13 protein-coding genes are annotated in these 14,945 nt (G+C 64.6%); 6 read left to right on the top strand and 7 right to left on the bottom strand.

Going from position 1 to position 14,945, the window contains the following annotated elements; all coding sequences use genetic code 11:
• Positions 1 to 1,026 carry a copper resistance protein B gene (locus ACSION_RS10800; protein WP_435305932.1) on the top strand — a complete coding sequence of 342 codons (1,026 nt, stop codon included), beginning with the start codon at positions 1 to 3 and terminating at the stop codon, positions 1,024 to 1,026.
• Between the two features lie 126 nt (positions 1,027 to 1,152).
• Complete coding sequence (locus ACSION_RS10805; protein WP_054665548.1) at positions 1,153 to 2,733, top strand: ABC1 kinase family protein; 1,581 nt, start codon at positions 1,153 to 1,155, stop codon at positions 2,731 to 2,733.
• Positions 2,734 to 2,795: 62 nt separating this feature from the next.
• Here ACSION_RS10805 and ACSION_RS10810 read toward each other — a convergent pair whose 3' ends face one another.
• The 7 genes from ACSION_RS10810 to ACSION_RS10840 all read right to left on the bottom strand — a co-directional run bounded on the left by ACSION_RS10810 (position 2,796) and on the right by ACSION_RS10840 (position 11,516).
• Positions 2,796 to 4,460, bottom strand: coding sequence for a DUF3141 domain-containing protein (locus ACSION_RS10810; RefSeq protein ID WP_435305933.1), 1,665 nt, complete (start codon positions 4,458 to 4,460; stop codon positions 2,796 to 2,798).
• 180 nt (positions 4,461 to 4,640) lie between these two features.
• A complete protein-coding gene (locus ACSION_RS10815; protein WP_277726191.1) occupies positions 4,641 to 6,167 on the bottom strand; it encodes a thymidine phosphorylase family protein in 1,527 nt (508 codons plus the stop codon).
• Positions 6,164 to 7,519, bottom strand: a complete 1,356-nt coding sequence (locus ACSION_RS10820) for an MBL fold metallo-hydrolase RNA specificity domain-containing protein (RefSeq protein ID WP_081420139.1) — start codon at positions 7,517 to 7,519, stop codon at positions 6,164 to 6,166. The genes ACSION_RS10815 and ACSION_RS10820 overlap by 4 nt, the downstream gene beginning before the upstream one ends.
• Before the next feature lie 11 nt (positions 7,520 to 7,530).
• Positions 7,531 to 8,532 carry a ribose-phosphate pyrophosphokinase gene (locus tag ACSION_RS10825; protein ID WP_054665556.1) on the bottom strand — a complete coding sequence of 334 codons (1,002 nt, stop codon included), beginning with the start codon at positions 8,530 to 8,532 and terminating at the stop codon, positions 7,531 to 7,533.
• Positions 8,529 to 10,481 carry a heavy metal translocating P-type ATPase gene (locus ACSION_RS10830; protein WP_164490769.1) on the bottom strand — a complete coding sequence of 651 codons (1,953 nt, stop codon included), beginning with the start codon at positions 10,479 to 10,481 and terminating at the stop codon, positions 8,529 to 8,531. The genes ACSION_RS10825 and ACSION_RS10830 overlap by 4 nt, the downstream gene beginning before the upstream one ends.
• A 134-nt stretch (positions 10,482 to 10,615) precedes the next feature.
• Positions 10,616 to 11,281 carry a methyltransferase family protein gene (locus ACSION_RS10835; protein ID WP_435305934.1) on the bottom strand — a complete coding sequence of 222 codons (666 nt, stop codon included), beginning with the start codon at positions 11,279 to 11,281 and terminating at the stop codon, positions 10,616 to 10,618.
• Positions 11,271 to 11,516 (bottom strand): DUF2933 domain-containing protein, encoded by a 246-nt coding sequence (locus tag ACSION_RS10840; protein WP_054665565.1) that lies wholly within the window; start codon positions 11,514 to 11,516, stop codon positions 11,271 to 11,273. The genes ACSION_RS10835 and ACSION_RS10840 overlap by 11 nt, the downstream gene beginning before the upstream one ends.
• Before the next feature lie 219 nt (positions 11,517 to 11,735).
• Here ACSION_RS10840 and ACSION_RS10845 point away from each other — a divergent pair, with 219 nt between their 5' ends.
• The 4 genes from ACSION_RS10845 (at position 11,736) to ACSION_RS10860 (ending at position 14,788) form a co-directional block, all read left to right on the top strand.
• The gene (locus ACSION_RS10845) at positions 11,736 to 12,170 is read left to right on the top strand and encodes a hypothetical protein (RefSeq protein ID WP_054665567.1); all 435 of its coding nucleotides are present in this window, start codon (positions 11,736 to 11,738) and stop codon (positions 12,168 to 12,170) included.
• Positions 12,171 to 12,355: 185 nt separating this feature from the next.
• Positions 12,356 to 13,036, top strand: coding sequence for a heavy metal response regulator transcription factor (locus ACSION_RS10850; RefSeq protein ID WP_054665569.1), 681 nt, complete (start codon positions 12,356 to 12,358; stop codon positions 13,034 to 13,036).
• Positions 13,029 to 14,441, top strand: a complete 1,413-nt coding sequence (locus tag ACSION_RS10855) for a Cu(+)/Ag(+) sensor histidine kinase (RefSeq protein ID WP_162407215.1) — start codon at positions 13,029 to 13,031, stop codon at positions 14,439 to 14,441. The genes ACSION_RS10850 and ACSION_RS10855 overlap by 8 nt, the downstream gene beginning before the upstream one ends.
• A 146-nt stretch (positions 14,442 to 14,587) precedes the next feature.
• The gene (locus ACSION_RS10860; protein ID WP_155944466.1) at positions 14,588 to 14,788 is read left to right on the top strand and encodes a hypothetical protein; all 201 of its coding nucleotides are present in this window, start codon (positions 14,588 to 14,590) and stop codon (positions 14,786 to 14,788) included.
• Positions 14,789 to 14,945 lie beyond the last annotated feature (157 nt).

Raw genomic sequence — 14,945 nt, forward strand, 5'->3', positions numbered from 1 at the left:
ATGCGTTGGGCTGCGCTGGCCGCAGCATTGCTGCTCCCTCCTGTCGGCGCCCACGCGCAGCACGCCGGTCATGGCCAGCCTGTCCCGTCGAGTCCGACTGCGAACCAGCAGGAAGAGGACGCGACGACAGCGCAGTCTCCCAATGCCGGCATGGACCACTCGCAGATGGATCATGGACAGCATGGTCGCCCACAGGTCGACCACTCGCAGATGGATCATTCGCAGCATGATCGTCCGCATGTCGACCATTCGCAGGTCGACCATTCGCAGATGGATCATTCCCGGATGGGGGTGTTCGACTCGCCACGCGAACCCATCCCCGCCGTCACGGATGCCGATCGCCTGGCGGCATTTCCGACGCTGAAGGACTACCACAAGCATGGAACCAGCCTGAACTCCTTCTGGCTTATGGATCAGCTGGAAGGGGCGAACACGGATGAAGGCAGGGAGATCGCCTGGGAGGGAATCGGCTGGGTCGGTAGCGACATCAACCGCCTCTGGCTGAGGACCAAGGGGCACGCCCTGGACGAGAACCTGCAGCGCGCGCGGGTGGAGGCGATGTACGGACGCGCGATCCATCCCTGGTGGGATGCCGTGGTGGGCGTGCGCCGGGATTTCGGTGACTTCGGCGGAGGCGGAACGCCGCGCACCTGGGCCGCGTTCGGCGTTCAGGGGCTGGCGCCCTATAAGTTCGAGGTTTCCGCAACGGGTTACGTCGCAGAAGGCGGCAAGACGGCGGCGATCGTCGAGGCCGAGTACGACATGCTGTTCACCAACCGGCTGATCGCAAGCTGGGGTGTCGAAGCCAACTGGTTCGGGCAGTCCGATCCGGCGGAAGTCATCGGGTCAGGCTTGAGCACGGTAGAAGGAGGTGTGCGATTGCGCTACGAGATCACGCGGCAGTTCGCGCCCTATATCGGGTTCGAGCGCGAATGGAGCTTCGGCGAGACGTCCGACCTGCGCAGGCTCAGCGGTCATTCCCGAACCGACAACCGCTGGGTGGTCGGCCTGCGCTTGTGGTTCTGACGTAGATGCGTTTGGGGTTGGGGAGATGGCGGGGTGGTGCCATCGTAGGAGGGCCTGGAATGCAACCCGCATCAGGCCATCGAACACGAAATCGAAGGTCATATGCGTCCACCCCGAATCTCATCGTTGCGTCGTGGCATTCAGATTGTGGTCGCTGCCCTTGGATTCGGTTTGGCATGGTGGCGCCTGCGGAAGACCACGCCATCGGTGCTGGCGGAGCGTTTGCGCGAGACGCTGGAGGGGCTGGGCACGACTTTCGTGAAGCTCGGTCAAGGCTTGAGCTTGCGTCGCGACATGCTGCCCGACGCGTACCGCGTGGTGCTGGAGGACTTGCATAACCGGGTGCCGCCGTTCTCGTCGCAGCTTGCCGAAGCTGCCATCAAAGATGCGTTCGGCCAACCGGCGGCAACGCTGTTCGCACGGTTCGATGCAATTCCCTTTGCTGCAGCGTCCGTGGCCCAGGTTCATCGAGCCCGTACGCACGACGGGCAAGAGGCCGTGGTCAAGGTTCGCCGCCCCGGTGTCGTCTCCCAGGTCAAGACCGATCTTCTGCTGCTGCGCTTGCTGGTGAGGATTTTGCTTCCTGTGTGGCCGCAGCTCAGGCGGCAACAGCCGCTGGCGCTGATCGACGAACTCGGCATGCAGTTGCTTGCAGAAATCGATCTGGATCACGAAGCGCGGAATATGCGGCGTTTGCAGTCAGCAATCGCGGGGCTGCCAGGCGTCATGATGCCCCGCGTCGTCGAGCCCTATGTCTCGCCTAACGTACTAGTTCAGGAATACAGCAGCGGCGGCGTCGTCACCGACTTCGCCGGAAGCGACCGAGGGCGCGCCATTGCCGATCAGTTGTTCAATGCCTATCTGCACCTCTTGTTCGTTCGCGGCGTGTACCACGCCGACCCACATCCAGGAAACCTGTTCGCGATGGCGGATGGGCGACTGTGCCTTCATGACTTCGGCTCGATCGGATACCTAGATCCAAAGGCGCGGCTGGCACTCGCACGCATGATCGCTGCCGTGCCCTATGCGGATGCGGACGAGGTGCTGGATTCGGCGCTTCTTCTGGGTTTCATCGTTGCACCCGTGGACCGTCGCGAGTACACGCGCGCCATCGGCGAGATTCTCGACAAACTGGAGAGCCTGCCCGTCACCGAGTGGTCGCTGGCCGAGATGGTGTGGCGGATCTCACGCCTGGGCGGAGGAGAGCGTTTCCGGCTGCCCCGGCATCTGCTGGTCCTGATCCGAACACTGTTCCTGGTCGAGAACACGATTCGCCAGCTCGATCCGGAGTTCAACCTGCTGGGAAGTTTCGAGCTCCACCGCGAAACCCTTGCCGCTTCGTTGAGCAAGGAGGCGGCCCGCAGCCGGCGGCCGGTGGCCGAGCGTGCTGCGCGCACGGCCGACAGCTTGTCGACGATCGCATCGGAACTGCTCAGGTCGGCGATGGTGGATGATGGCAGGCCGAGCCTGACCATGTACCACCGGGGGCTTGAGGCATTGCAGGCCAACATCAGCCGGACCGGCAACAGACTGTCGGTCGCGTTGATCACGCTGGGGCTTTACCTTGCTGGATCGCTCTTGATGCAGCACAGCATTGGGCCTCGCATCTGGGGCGACATGCCGTTGTTCGCGGTCGTCGCGTATTTGCTGGCCCTATTGCTGTCGCTACGCCTGGTTCTGGCGATCTCGCGCTCCGGTCACTTGTGACGACTGGCGCCTAAGCCTTCATCCGCCGATCCACTACGCAACCAAGCCGCGACCACGAATCGTCAGGCCGCACCGAGCCTTCTCGGCATGGCGCCGAACACAAGCGCGAACCACCATTCCATCGCCTCGTCGCGATGCTTGCGCCCATCTTCGATGGCCTGGGTAACCTGCGCGATCACCGCCTGCTCCTGCGCCGCGAAGGGGTTGTCCGCGGGCAATGGCGTCCGCTCCTTCCTGATCAGGGGCGCCAGGGCCGCGACGGCGTGCATCCAAGGGCTGAAGGCCTCCGAAAGCAGGTAGCGGCTGGTGCGCATCGGATGCAGCCATTCCAGCGCCGAGGCGCTCCAGGGATTGCTCATGGCGCTCAAGACGGGACTCACGAACGTCTTGTAGAACAATTCGTTCGTCTCCGACATCCCTCGCACTTTCTCGAACGCTGCATTAGGGACATCGAACCGCAGGTCCTCGACCTGTCGCTCCTCGAAACGGACGGTGTACTGCGACCGCGCGCAATCCGAGTCGCCGGTGGGGCTGTCGATCTTCATCTCGTAGAGGCCCGGGGCCAATGCCTCGACGTCCGCCAGGGTCTCCAGGATGGCCCGATGCTCGAAGCGGGCGACCTTCGCGGAGACGAAGATCCCCAGATGACCAACATGCGGGTTGGTCAGGTAGACGATGCGCTGATCCGCCTGCTTGAGCGCGTTCGTGTCGGGATAGACCACGGGAATCCAGCCCAGTGCCTGGTGAGGCGGCGTGATGTTGTCACCGTAGGAGGCGAAGACCACCAGCGGGTTGCGGATGCGCTTCAGGTCGACGGCGCAGTGCTCGTCGATCCGCAGTTTGCCTTCCTCAAGACGGTTGCCGATGAACAGGTTCTCGACAATGGCGACGATCTCTTCGCGGCTCATGAAGTACCAGGCATTCCACCAGCGCTCGAACTGGAGGAAGCGATCACGCTCGGTATCCACATGAGCGAAGAGGTTGGCGTACTTCTCCCACACGCCTTCCGGCTTGAGATTCTCGAAGTTCTGGATGAGCCAGGCGCCGTCGAAACGACCATTGCCCAGATCCGCGAGCAGATGGGTCATCCACACGCCGCCCACGAATCCTCCGGCGAGCCGCATCGGGTTCATACCCGCGGCGCCCGCCCAGTAGGACAGCGGCGATCCGTTGAGCACGACTGGCCCGCTCAGCCCCTGGCAGTCCGCCGCGAGCAGCGTGAGCGCCCAACCCGCCTGGCAGTTGCCGTACAGCACAGGAGGCAGGCCGGGATGGCGCCTCGCCACTTCCTCCACGAAGCGCCGCAGCGCCTGCAACACGTCCGCGAGCGTCTGGCCGGGACATGGTTCAGGATAAAACGAGACGAAGTAAACGGCATGGCCGCGATGCAGCGCGATACCGACTTCGGAGTCGGTCTTGAAGCCGCCGATGCCTGGGCCATGTCCGGCACGCGGATCGACGACCACCACGGGCGGCCTGGAGGCATCCAGGCAGTCTTCGATGCAGTGGTCCCCGGCCCGCGTGATGCGAAGGAGCGCGTAGTTGGCCGGACGCTCGAAGCGCCGGGCATCGAGGAGGGTTTCGTAGTCGAAGTCCAGCAGCGGAGGCTTGCCCGCGCGCTCGTGGGCGATCATGTCGTCGGCCCGCTGGCGCAGCGTGTCCCAGAACAGCACCGCGCGCTCGAACACGTCACGCGAGTAGCCCACTGCCTGAGCGAAGTCGTACACGGCAGAACCTGCAAGCGCTTGTTCGGCGGAATGATCTGTCGACACCGACGGCACGGCTGCCACGGGTGATGCGTGAACAGCCCTTTCGCTTCTGGATCTGCCCGCAGCGCGCTTCGCTGAACGAGTCAGAGTTTCACGTGGGCGCATCTTGGCCTCCAATGGAGATACTGCCGCGACGTCTCAAGTCGCGATTTCGATGATGTCCGGGTTCCGGGACGCATATTCCATGGCATAGGCCAGTTCACCCGCGGTGTCGGCGTACAACTGAAGCAGCGGCTGTCCGATGCCGACGTCAGCTCCCAGCATGACCTCCATGGTGACGCCGGCGGCCTTGGCCTCGGGCGCACCGGCCAACTTAGCGAGCTGGGCAATCTTGCGGTTGTTGATCTGGACGATCCTCCCAGCACGCGCCGCAGTCAGGGGCCGGATGTGCAAGGCCCTGGGCGGCTCGCGCATGCCGCCCTGCGCCTGGCAGATCCGCTGGAACTTCGTCCAGGCCTGACCGTCAGCCAAGGTGGCCAAGGCCAGCGCATAGCCTGCTCCTGGCTCTGCCGCGCCGCCGATTTCGAGCGCGGCGCCGGCGAGCACTGCGGCCCGGTGCCGCAGATCGCCGGGCGCATCGGGTTTGTTCTGAAGGACGGCGAGAATATCGTGCGCTTCGAGGGCGGGGCCGATCCCTCGGCCCACCGGCTGGCTGCCGTCGGTGCGGATGCACGTCGCGGCCAACCCGAAGTGCGCGGCGACCGCGATCAGGCGGTCGCCCAGCCGATCTGCGGCTTCCTCCGTGCGGACCTTGGCGGTCGGCCCGACCGGGATATCGAGCACGACGTGATTGGAGCCCGCCGCGATCTTCTTGGACAGCACGGAGGCGATCAATTGCCCCTCGGTGTCCACGTCCAGTTCCCGTTCCACGCGAACGAAGATGTCGTCGGCGGGACTGAGATGCACAGCACCGCCCCAGGCGATGCAGCCGCCTTCCTGATCCACGACGCGCCGCATGGTGGCCAGGTCAAGATCCACAGGCGCCAATGTTTCCATGGTGTCGGCGGTGCCCGCCGGCGACGTGATCGCGCGCGATGAGGTCTTGGGCATCACCAGGCCGTGGGCTGCCACGATGGCGACGACGATCGGCGTGGTCCGGTTGCCTGGCAGTCCGCCGATGCAGTGCTTGTCCACCACCACCGGAGCGTTCCACGTCAGGCGCTCCCCGGCATCGATCATCGCGGCGGTCAGATCGACCGTTTCCTGTTCGTCCAGCGGCAGGGCCGCACTGGCCGTCAGGAACGCGGCTAGATGCACGTCCGTGTAGCGTCCCGCCGTCACGTCCGCGACGACGGCTTGCAGCGCGGCCGCATCGAGCCGATGGCCATAGATCCGCCGTCGAACGCTGGCCAAGGAGTCCAGGGCGGGGGCATGGGAGACCTCAATGGGGGCGCCCTCGGCGACGCCCAGCCGTTCCCAGGCGGATTCGGAGAGTGCGGCTTCGCCTGGCGCAACCAGATCGCCATCGGCCTGATAGAGCACTGCCTGCACCTGTCGCCCACCGGCCGAAAGCAACACCTGCGATCGTGAGGCGAGTCCCTCGGCGCGGCACACGTGGCAATCCGTGCGCATGACCGCAATCGACTGGTGTTGGGCATAAAGCCCCAGGCGCCGAGCGCGTAGCGTCGGCGGCGAATCGGCCACCTGGGCATCACGCGCGTTCATAGTTCGAACACCTGCCCGAAGCGCGGCACCGAGACAGGCCAGCCGTTCTCCTTGTCGATGCGTACGCGCAGTGCCTCGGAGGCCTCCGGTTCGCCATGCACGACGAAGATCCGCGAAGGCGCGTGCCGAAAACCGGAGAGCCAGCGCATCAGCTCGTTGGCATCGGCGTGCGCGGACAATTCCGGCAGGTTGGCGACCTGCGCATTGACCGGCACCCATTGACCGTGAATCCTGATTTCGCGTGTGCCTTGCAGCATCGCCTGGCCGCGCGTTCCTGCGGCCTGGTAGCCGGAGAACAGGATCGTGTTCTCGCGCTTGGGCGCGAACGCCGCGAGGTGGTGCAGCACGCGGCCGCCGGTCGCCATGCCGCTGGCCGAGATGACGACCTTGGGGAATCGGCTGGCGGTGATCTGCTTGGATTCCTCGACCTCGCGGGTATACGTGGCGATCCCGCAGGCGGCATGACAGATCTCGGCGGGCAGGCGGTGGTCGGCGAGGTGATCGCAGAGCAGCTCGCTGGCGTTGATCGCCATCGGACTGTCCAGATAGATGGGCACCGAACCCAGGCGCCCGGCCTGGCGCAGCTTCCAGAGGTAATAGAGCAGCAATTGTGCGCGGCCCACCGCGAACGCGGGAATGACAACCGTGCCGCCGCGGCCGACCGTTGTCTCGATGACGGCCCCGAGTGCTTCGGCGGCATCGCTCGGGGCATGGGTCCGGTTGCCGTAGGTGGACTCGATCACCACATAATCGGCTTCGGTCACGGGCTGCGGATCGAACAGCATCGGGTCGTCGTAGCGGCCGAGGTCACCCGAGAACACGATGCGCTTGCCGCCCCAGTCGATCTCCGCCGTAGCGGCACCCAGGATATGCCCGGCGTAGCGGAACGTCAGCGTCGCACCGTCGGGAAGCGGGGCCGGCTTGCCGAACGGCACATTGGAGAACTGCTTGAGCGCGCGCTCGGCATCCTGCACGGTATACAGCGGCAGGGCGGGCTTGTGCTTGCTGAAACCCTTGCGATTGGCGTACTCGGCATCCTTTTCCTGCAGATGGCCGCTGTCCTTGAGGATCAATTCGGCCACGTCGCGGGTTGCGGCGGTGGCGTAGATGCGTCCGCGAAAGCCATCGCGCACGAGTCTTGGCAGATAACCGGAGTGGTCGAGATGCGCATGCGTCAACACCACCGCGTCGAGTTCCTTCGGCGCGATCGGCAACGGCTCCCAGTTCAGCTCGCGCAGATTCTTGAGGCCTTGGAACAGGCCACAGTCGACCAGGATGTGTTTCCCGTTGTGGCTCAGCAGGTGCTTGGAGCCGGTGACGGTGCCAGCACCGCCGAACGAGGTGAGCTTCAAGAGAGGAATCCTCAGAGTGTGGAAGTCGCGGTGAAGGAGTCGGCACCCGTCGTCGGGTCGATGTCATCGAGAGGTTCGGGTGGACGGCGATGGCGCACGAGGCTGGTCGCTGCCTCCGTGTCGGTGGCAAGGGCCTGTGCGATCAGCGGGGCCAGTGCAATCGCATTGCTCTGATGACGCACGGCATCGGTGGAGACGATGCGGCTGCATAGCTGCGCGAGTTGTGGATAGGCATCCTCGGCGAAGATGGCATGCACCACAGCGACCACGGGCAGCGCGAAGCCTTGCTGAGGCAGCTGCCGCGCGGCCTCGATCAGCGTGCGTCCGGAGGACGCAATGTCATCGACCAGCACGGGCTGGCGATCGCGCCAGGCGGACAGGTCGGACAATGCGACCTCGACATTGCGGTCGCCGTGGCGGATCTTGCGCAGGACTGCATGGGGTGCGCCGATGCGCTGGGCGATGGCCGCCACCCACTGCTCACTTTCCTCGTCCGGACCGATCACCAACGGCCTTTCCACCTCGCCGGTGATCCAGTCGGCCAGCAGCGGAGCGGCATGAAGGGTGTCGGCGGGCACGGTGTAGAGCGCCGACAGCGCCGGGTAACGGTGCAGATGGGGATCGACCGTTACCAGGCGGTCGAAGCTCGACGACACGAGACGGGCAAAGCTCCGGGAGGTGATCGCTTCTCCGGGGTGGAAGCGGCGATCCTGCCGCATGTAGGCCAGGTAAGGTGCGACCAGGATCACGTCGCGGGCACCGAGGTCGCGGGCGGCGTCGGCGGCGAAGACAAGCGACAGGAAGCCGGGATCGGGCTGGGCCAGGGTCTGCACGAGGACGACCGACTTGTCCGCCACCTCCGCGGCGATGCGCACGTAGCTTTCGCCGTCGGGGAATCGCCGGGTTTCCAGCTCTCCCAGCTCCCACCTTCCAGCGACCGCCAACTGGCGGGCGAATGCTTCGTTGCCGGGAAGGGGAAGGATCACTCGGCTGGAGGAATCTGTCGTAGTCATGTTTGTCGCCTGTAGAAACGGAGAAGCTGGGCATTGATGGCGACGATCACCGTGCTGGCCGACATGAAGACGGCGGCGATGGCAGGCGTCATCAGGAAGCCCGTACCGAAGGTGATGCCCGCCGCCATGGGCACCGCAATCGTGTTGTAGCCGGTCGCCCAGATCAGGTTCTGCACCATCTTGCGGTAAGTGGCGCGAGACAGGCCAAGGATGGCGCCGACATCGCGCGGATCGCTGCGCACGAGCACGACGTCGGCCGACTCCACGGCGACGTCGGTGCCCGCGCCGATGGCCACGCCCAGGTCGGCCTGGACCAGCGCCGGGGCGTCGTTTACGCCATCGCCCACCATGGCGACCGATAGCCCGCGGGCCTGAAGCTCCTGGATCTTCTGCGACTTCTGATCCGGGAGCACCTCGGCGAAGTACTCCGAGATCCCAAGTTCCTTGGACACCGATTCGGCCACGCCTCGGGCATCACCTGTCAGCATCACCGAGCGAATCCCCAGCCGGGTCAATTCGGCGATGGCATCCCGGGATTCGGACCGAACGATATCGGCAAGCGCGAACAGTGCGCGCGGCTGACCATCGCGTTCGAGTACGACGACGGTCTTGCCTGCCGATTCGAGCTGTCCCAGCCGCTCGTGGGTAATGGCGTTGCCCTGGCGGGCCAGATGACCTGGGCTGACGATGCGCACGCGCTCGTCGCCCACGTTGGCTACGATGCCTTCGCCGGTGATGTTGCGCACGTCGCTGGCCTTGGGGATGGCGATGTCGCGGCGCTTTGCCTCGGCCACGATGCCATGGGCGATGGGATGTTCCGACTGGCTCTCGGCCGCCGCGGCGAAGGCCAACTCCTGGCGCTCATCGCCCTCCTGCAGCATCACGATGTCGCTGACCCCGAATCGTCCCTCGGTCAGCGTGCCCGTCTTGTCGAACACGACCGCATCCAGTCGGCGCGCTCGCTCAAACGCCGCCCTGTCACGGATCAGCAGGCCGTTGCTCGCGCTCAGCGACGTGCTGACCGCGACCACCAGGGGCACAGCCAGTCCGAGCGCGTGCGGGCAGGCGACGACCATGACGGTGACCATGCGCTCGATGGCGAAGTTGAGCGGCGCGTCGAGCACCAGCCACCAGACCAGCAGCGTGCCGACGCCCACGGCCAAGGCGATGTAGGTCAGCCAGGCGGCAGCGCGGTTGGCGATGTCCTGCGTGCGCGAGCGGGTCTGCTGCGCCTTCTTGACCAGGTCGATCACCTGCGACAGATACGTGGCATCGCCAGTTGCGGTGACGCGTATGATGACGGCGTTCGCGCCGTTGATGGCCCCGCCGATCGCGGTGGCACCGACTCCTTTGGCGACCGGGCGGGATTCGCCGGTGAGCATGGCTTCGTTGAAGTCCGAGGAGCCCTCGGTGATCTCCCCGTCCACCGGCACCTTGGCGCCGGGACGGACGATCACGCGGTCGCCTGGCTGTAACGCACTGATCGGCACGTCGTGCAGGCTGCCATCGGCATCGATGCGGGTGGCACTGTCGGGCAACAGCTTGACCAGTTCCTCCAGGGCACGCGACGCCCCCATGACCGAGCGCATCTCGACCCAGTGGCCCAGCAGCATGATCGCGATCAGCGTCACCAGTTCCCAGTAGAACTCCTGCCCGGGAAAGCCGAAGGTCACTGCCACCGAGAAGATGTAGGCGGCCGAAATGGCCAACGCGATCAGCGTCATCATCCCGGGCTGACGCTTGCGCAGTTCGGAGACGACGCCGACCAGGAAGGGCCAGCCGCCGTAGAGATAGGCGACGGTCGACAGGGCGAACAGGAGGTAACGATCGCCTGTGAATGCCAACGCCTCGCCCAGGCCGAGCGCGTGCTGGATCATGGGCGACAGCGCGAGGACAAACGGGGTCAGCAGCAGCGTGACCCAGAAGCGTCTGCGGAAGTCGGCGACCATGGCGCCATGGTCATGGCCGGCATGGCCTGCGTGACTCGAACCGGCGGCGCTTACGACGGCGCCGGTGCCGGGTGGAGACGCATGGACGTGTGCGCCGTGATCGTGCTGGTGGTGTGCGTGCGGGTCATGGTGACTCATTCGATCTGGCCTTCTTTATTGTTGAACAAGCGCCCAAGCCGCGGCACGAATGCAGGCACGTCGCTCGCGTAGCGTCGATACTGATCCCCGAACGTCGCTTCGACCTCGCGCTCCTCCCGCTTGGCGAGCCGCCAGTACATGACCAGCAGAATCGGCAGCATCACGCCCGTCACGAGTGTGGGCCAATGCAGGAAGAATCCGATCAGCACCAGGATGAAGCCCACGTACTGCGGATGCCGCACATGGGCGTACGGCCCGGTGGTGGCAAGCGATCCGGCGCGTTGAGCCTCGTGCAACACCCGCCAGCCCGCGGCGATCAGCCAGAACCCGCTGCCGATCAGCACGTAACTGGCCAGGTGGAACGGATTGAGATGAGGATCTCCCGACCAACCGAAGAGTGCGGGCCAGATGTGGCCGGCGTCGTGGGACAGCGGGTCCAGTCCCGGGAAACGATTGCCCACCCAACCCGCCAACAGGTAGAGCGTCAGCGGAAAGCCGTACATTTCCACGAACAGGGCGACGATGAAGGCGGAAAACGCGCCCAGCGAGCGCCAGTCGCGCGCCGTCGTCGGCTTGAAGAAGCTCAGGGCGAACAGAATGAAGATGCCGGCGTTCACCAGCGCCAGAAACCAGAGGCCGTAGGCGGGCGGGTTACCGGTCATCGCGGTCGCCCTCCTCCCGATGCGTCTGGTGGCCACCGTGACCGCCGTGACCGCGGTGCAGGAAGAAGTGCATGCCGATGCAGATCACCAGGGGCAGCAAGAGGGGGAGCGCACCGAGTACGTGCGCCCGATGCTCCAGCCACAGGAAGAGTCCCGCGATAGAGAGAAAGACGCACACGGTCAGGACGGCGGGGCTGCGCCAACCGCCTCGCTTCCGATCAGGAATTTCGCTCATCTCGATGCTCCAGGGCGCCAGTTAAGAATGGACGGGACAATTGGCGACGATGCCTCCTGAGCGTAGAAAGGCGTCGCTGTCGGGTCAGTTACGCGTTGATTACATTCATGTAATCACCACGTCATCGTTGTGGCAGATGGCGTCTTGCAGTGTCAGTAGCAGCCTGGCTTGCCGACCTGGTCGGGTCGGCGCTCGAAGCGGTCGTGGAGATTGGACGCGATGAAGCAGCACATTGTCGATCGGAGGGACGCGCTGAGCGGCATCCTGCTCCTGGTGCTCGGCCTCCTCACCATGGGGACTGCGGTGTTCTTCCTAGTGTTGCGCCCCGCGCTTCTGCCCGAGGATATCCGGCACACCGGTATCGACCCAGGCACGTTGCCCCCGGCGTTCCTGGAATGGCTCGGCACCGTGTTCCGCACCTGGGGTGGTTTCATTGCCGGATTTGGCGTCCTGCTGCTGGGGATTGGAGGCTTCCTGCTCTCCGGCCGGGCGCGATGCCTGTACTGGGCCACGGCCATCGGTGCCGTCGTCGCGTTTGGGCGCTTCCTGTTCAGCAACATCCTCCTGGATTCGGATTTCCTCTGGTTCATTTCGGCCCTGTTCGCGCTGGCCGCCGCAACCGCGATCAGCCTGCTGCTGAGGCGCGGACGCTGACACGATCGTTTGGCATTCACTCGTTCAACGCCGCTCCGGCCCAAATGGTGACGAAATGATTACTGATATGTAATCTTTGCGTCATCCTTATGGCAGCTTCGCCTCGGTAGATTCCAGTGACCCATCATGATCCATCCGTCGTGGCGGGAGCCGGAAGCACGAACGAGTGCGGGCATAGGGCTGACATGAAACTTCTGGTTGTCGAAGACGAGCACAAGACGGCGGACTACGTCCGTCAAGGGCTGATGGAGGCCGGGTTCGTCGTCGACTTGGCGCGCGATGGGCCCGACGGCCTGCACATGGCCACGACCGAGCATTACGACCTGATCGTGCTCGACGTCATGTTGCCGGGCATGGATGGGCGGAAAATCCTGCAAACCATCCGGGCGGCAGGCAACCAGGTGCCGGTGCTGTTCCTGACCGCTCGCAGCAGCGTCGACGATCGCGTCCAGGGATTGGAGTTGGGCGCCGACGACTACTTGGTCAAGCCGTTCGTGTTCTCGGAACTGCTCGCGCGCGTCCGGACGTTGTTGCGCAGAGGGGGTTCGCCTATTCCGCACGATCGCATCCAGATTGCGGATCTGGAGTTGGATCTGGCGCGCCGTCGTGCCACGAGGGCCGGGCAGCGTATCAACCTGACCAGCAAGGAGTTCGCCTTGCTCGAACTGCTGGCGCGTCGCCAAGGCGAGGTGCTGCCGCGTTCGCTGATCGCCTCGCAGGTCTGGGACATGAATTTCGACAGCGACACCAACGTCATCGACGTCGCGATCCGGCGGCTGCGCGCCAAGATCGACGACAGCTTCGAGCCCAAGCTCATCCAGACCGTACGTGGCATGGGCTACACGTTGGACCTGCCGGATGCCTGACCGGTTTGCCTTTCTGCGGCGTCCGGCTTCGCTCTCCGCACGGGTCACCGGCCTCGTCGGCATCGCAATGATGGTGGTGCTCCTGCTGTTCAGCTGGGTCAGCGTGGGATCCCTCGACCGGCATTTCGCCGAAATGGATGAGGAAGAGTTGGGCGTGATCGCCAGTTCGGTCATCCGGGCACTGGGCGAGGTGCAGGACGGAAGCGATACGCAGGCCTTGCGCCGTGCGGTTCGGGGGCATCACGGGGTCTACTACTATGTCGCTGATGCCGGCGGAAAGACGCTGTACGCGCCGAAGGACGGTCCGGACCTGGCGAGCTTCGCCCGGCGCACACCTCCCGTCCCTCTGGCGGACAGGCAAAGCATGACGATATGGGAAGAGAACGGGAAGTCCTATCGAGGTGGCGTCATCCAGGTCGGGGGCGACACCAGTCTGAGCGGTACCTACACGATCGCCGTGGCGATGAACATCGGCGGCCATCTCGAATTCATCCGGAGCTTCAAGCGCATCCAGTGGTGGACCATCTGCGTGGTCATGTGCATCGCGATCCTTGTCGCCTGGTTCGCGGTTCGCTGGGGGCACATTCCGATCCACAGGGCGAACGAGAAGATTCGCGCGATCACCTCGTCCAAGCTGTATCTGCGATTGGATCCCAAGGCTGTACCGGTCGAGCTGGAAGAAACCATCGCGTCCTTCAACGACATGCTCGGGCGCATCGAGGATGGGTTCGAGCAACTGGCGAACTTCTCGGCCGACATCGCCCACGAGTTGCGCACGCCGGTCACGAACCTGACCACGCAGACGGAAGTGGCGCTCGGTCAGGCCCGCTCGGCCGACGAGTATCGGGAGATTCTCTATTCCAACCTGGAAGAGTTCGGGCGCCTGAACCGCATGATCAACGACATGCTGTTCCTGGCTCAGACCGAGAACGATCCGGGCAATCTGAATCTGGAGAGCGTGGTCCTTGAGGACGCCGTCCGGGGGCTGTTCGAGTACTTCGAGGCCTTGGTGGAAGAGCGAGGCGTGAAGCTCGAACTTCGCGGCCGCACGACACCGATCCGCGGTGATCGGGAAATGCTTCGCCGGGCGCTCAGCAATCTGATCTCCAATGCGATCCGGTACACGCCCAGTGGCGAAACCATCACCGTGAGGTTCTCGCAGAAGGATCGGGACGTCATCATCAGCGTGGAGAATCCCGGCGAGAAGATTCCACCCGAGGAGCTCTCGCGCATCTTCAACCGCTTCTACCGGGTGGGGCACGCCGCCCACCGAAAGGGCGAAGGCGCCGGGCTGGGACTGGCCATCGTCAAATCCATCGTCGAGGCGCATGGCGGGTCGGTCAGCGCGCTGTCCGACGAGAAGCTGACCAAGTTCTACATCCTCTTGCCGTTGACCGAGAGCTGAAAACACGTTCTTCATCGCCGCGCGCAGGCGGGTGATGGGGCATCGAGAGCTGCGGACTTCTGCCGTGCCGCGAGGTTCAGGGACGGGGACAATCGGGGGAGCCAGCGCCGCGCTGGGGCCAGAGCCGTGAAAGGCTGAGCGTCAGCATGAGCGAAGCCGCGGCCAGCCCCCAGGCAACGACAAACTGCCCATCCGTGCTGATGGCGGCGACGGCGATCGGCGCCAGAATCGGCCCGATGCTGGTCGCCGATTGCTGCGGACCGAGCCTCGATGCAGAAGGCGTGCCTTCACCGCCGATCCACAGGCTGGCGACCAGCCTGCCATCGCAACGAGAACCGCCAGAGTGATCGGGCTCCTTGCCAGCGGAAACAGGAGCATAGGCGTGCCGAACAGCATCAGCATCAGGAAGGCGAGCATCGCCGGTCGCGCAATCAGCCAGGGAAGATAGATGTGGAAGAGCTGAGCGGCGAGCATCGCAAAGCCGCACAGGGCGAGGGTGAATCT

The sequence above is a fragment of the Pseudoxanthomonas sp. LjRoot125 genome (assembly GCF_964252705.1).
Classification (GTDB): Bacteria; Pseudomonadota; Gammaproteobacteria; order Xanthomonadales; family Xanthomonadaceae; genus Pseudoxanthomonas_A.

Bases quoted from the DNA above. Each gene is read 5' to 3' on its own strand.
- ACSION_RS10840 (WP_054665565.1), bottom strand. From the start codon at position 11,516: ATGAGCGAAATTCCTGATCGGAAGCGAGGCGGTTGGCGCAGCCCCGCC.
- ACSION_RS10800 (WP_435305932.1), top strand. From the start codon at position 1: ATGCGTTGGGCTGCGCTGGCCGCAGCATTGCTGCTCCCTCCTGTCGGC.
- ACSION_RS10825 (WP_054665556.1), bottom strand. From the start codon at position 8,532: ATGACTACGACAGATTCCTCCAGCCGAGTGATCCTTCCCCTTCCCGGC.
- ACSION_RS10860 (WP_155944466.1), top strand. From the start codon at position 14,588: ATGAGCGAAGCCGCGGCCAGCCCCCAGGCAACGACAAACTGCCCATCC.
- ACSION_RS10830 (WP_164490769.1), bottom strand. From the start codon at position 10,481: ATGGTCGCCGACTTCCGCAGACGCTTCTGGGTCACGCTGCTGCTGACC.
- ACSION_RS10845 (WP_054665567.1), top strand. From the start codon at position 11,736: ATGAAGCAGCACATTGTCGATCGGAGGGACGCGCTGAGCGGCATCCTG.
- ACSION_RS10835 (WP_435305934.1), bottom strand. From the start codon at position 11,281: ATGACCGGTAACCCGCCCGCCTACGGCCTCTGGTTTCTGGCGCTGGTG.
- ACSION_RS10850 (WP_054665569.1), top strand. From the start codon at position 12,356: ATGAAACTTCTGGTTGTCGAAGACGAGCACAAGACGGCGGACTACGTC.
- ACSION_RS10815 (WP_277726191.1), bottom strand. From the start codon at position 6,167: ATGAACGCGCGTGATGCCCAGGTGGCCGATTCGCCGCCGACGCTACGC.
- ACSION_RS10855 (WP_162407215.1), top strand. From the start codon at position 13,029: ATGCCTGACCGGTTTGCCTTTCTGCGGCGTCCGGCTTCGCTCTCCGCA.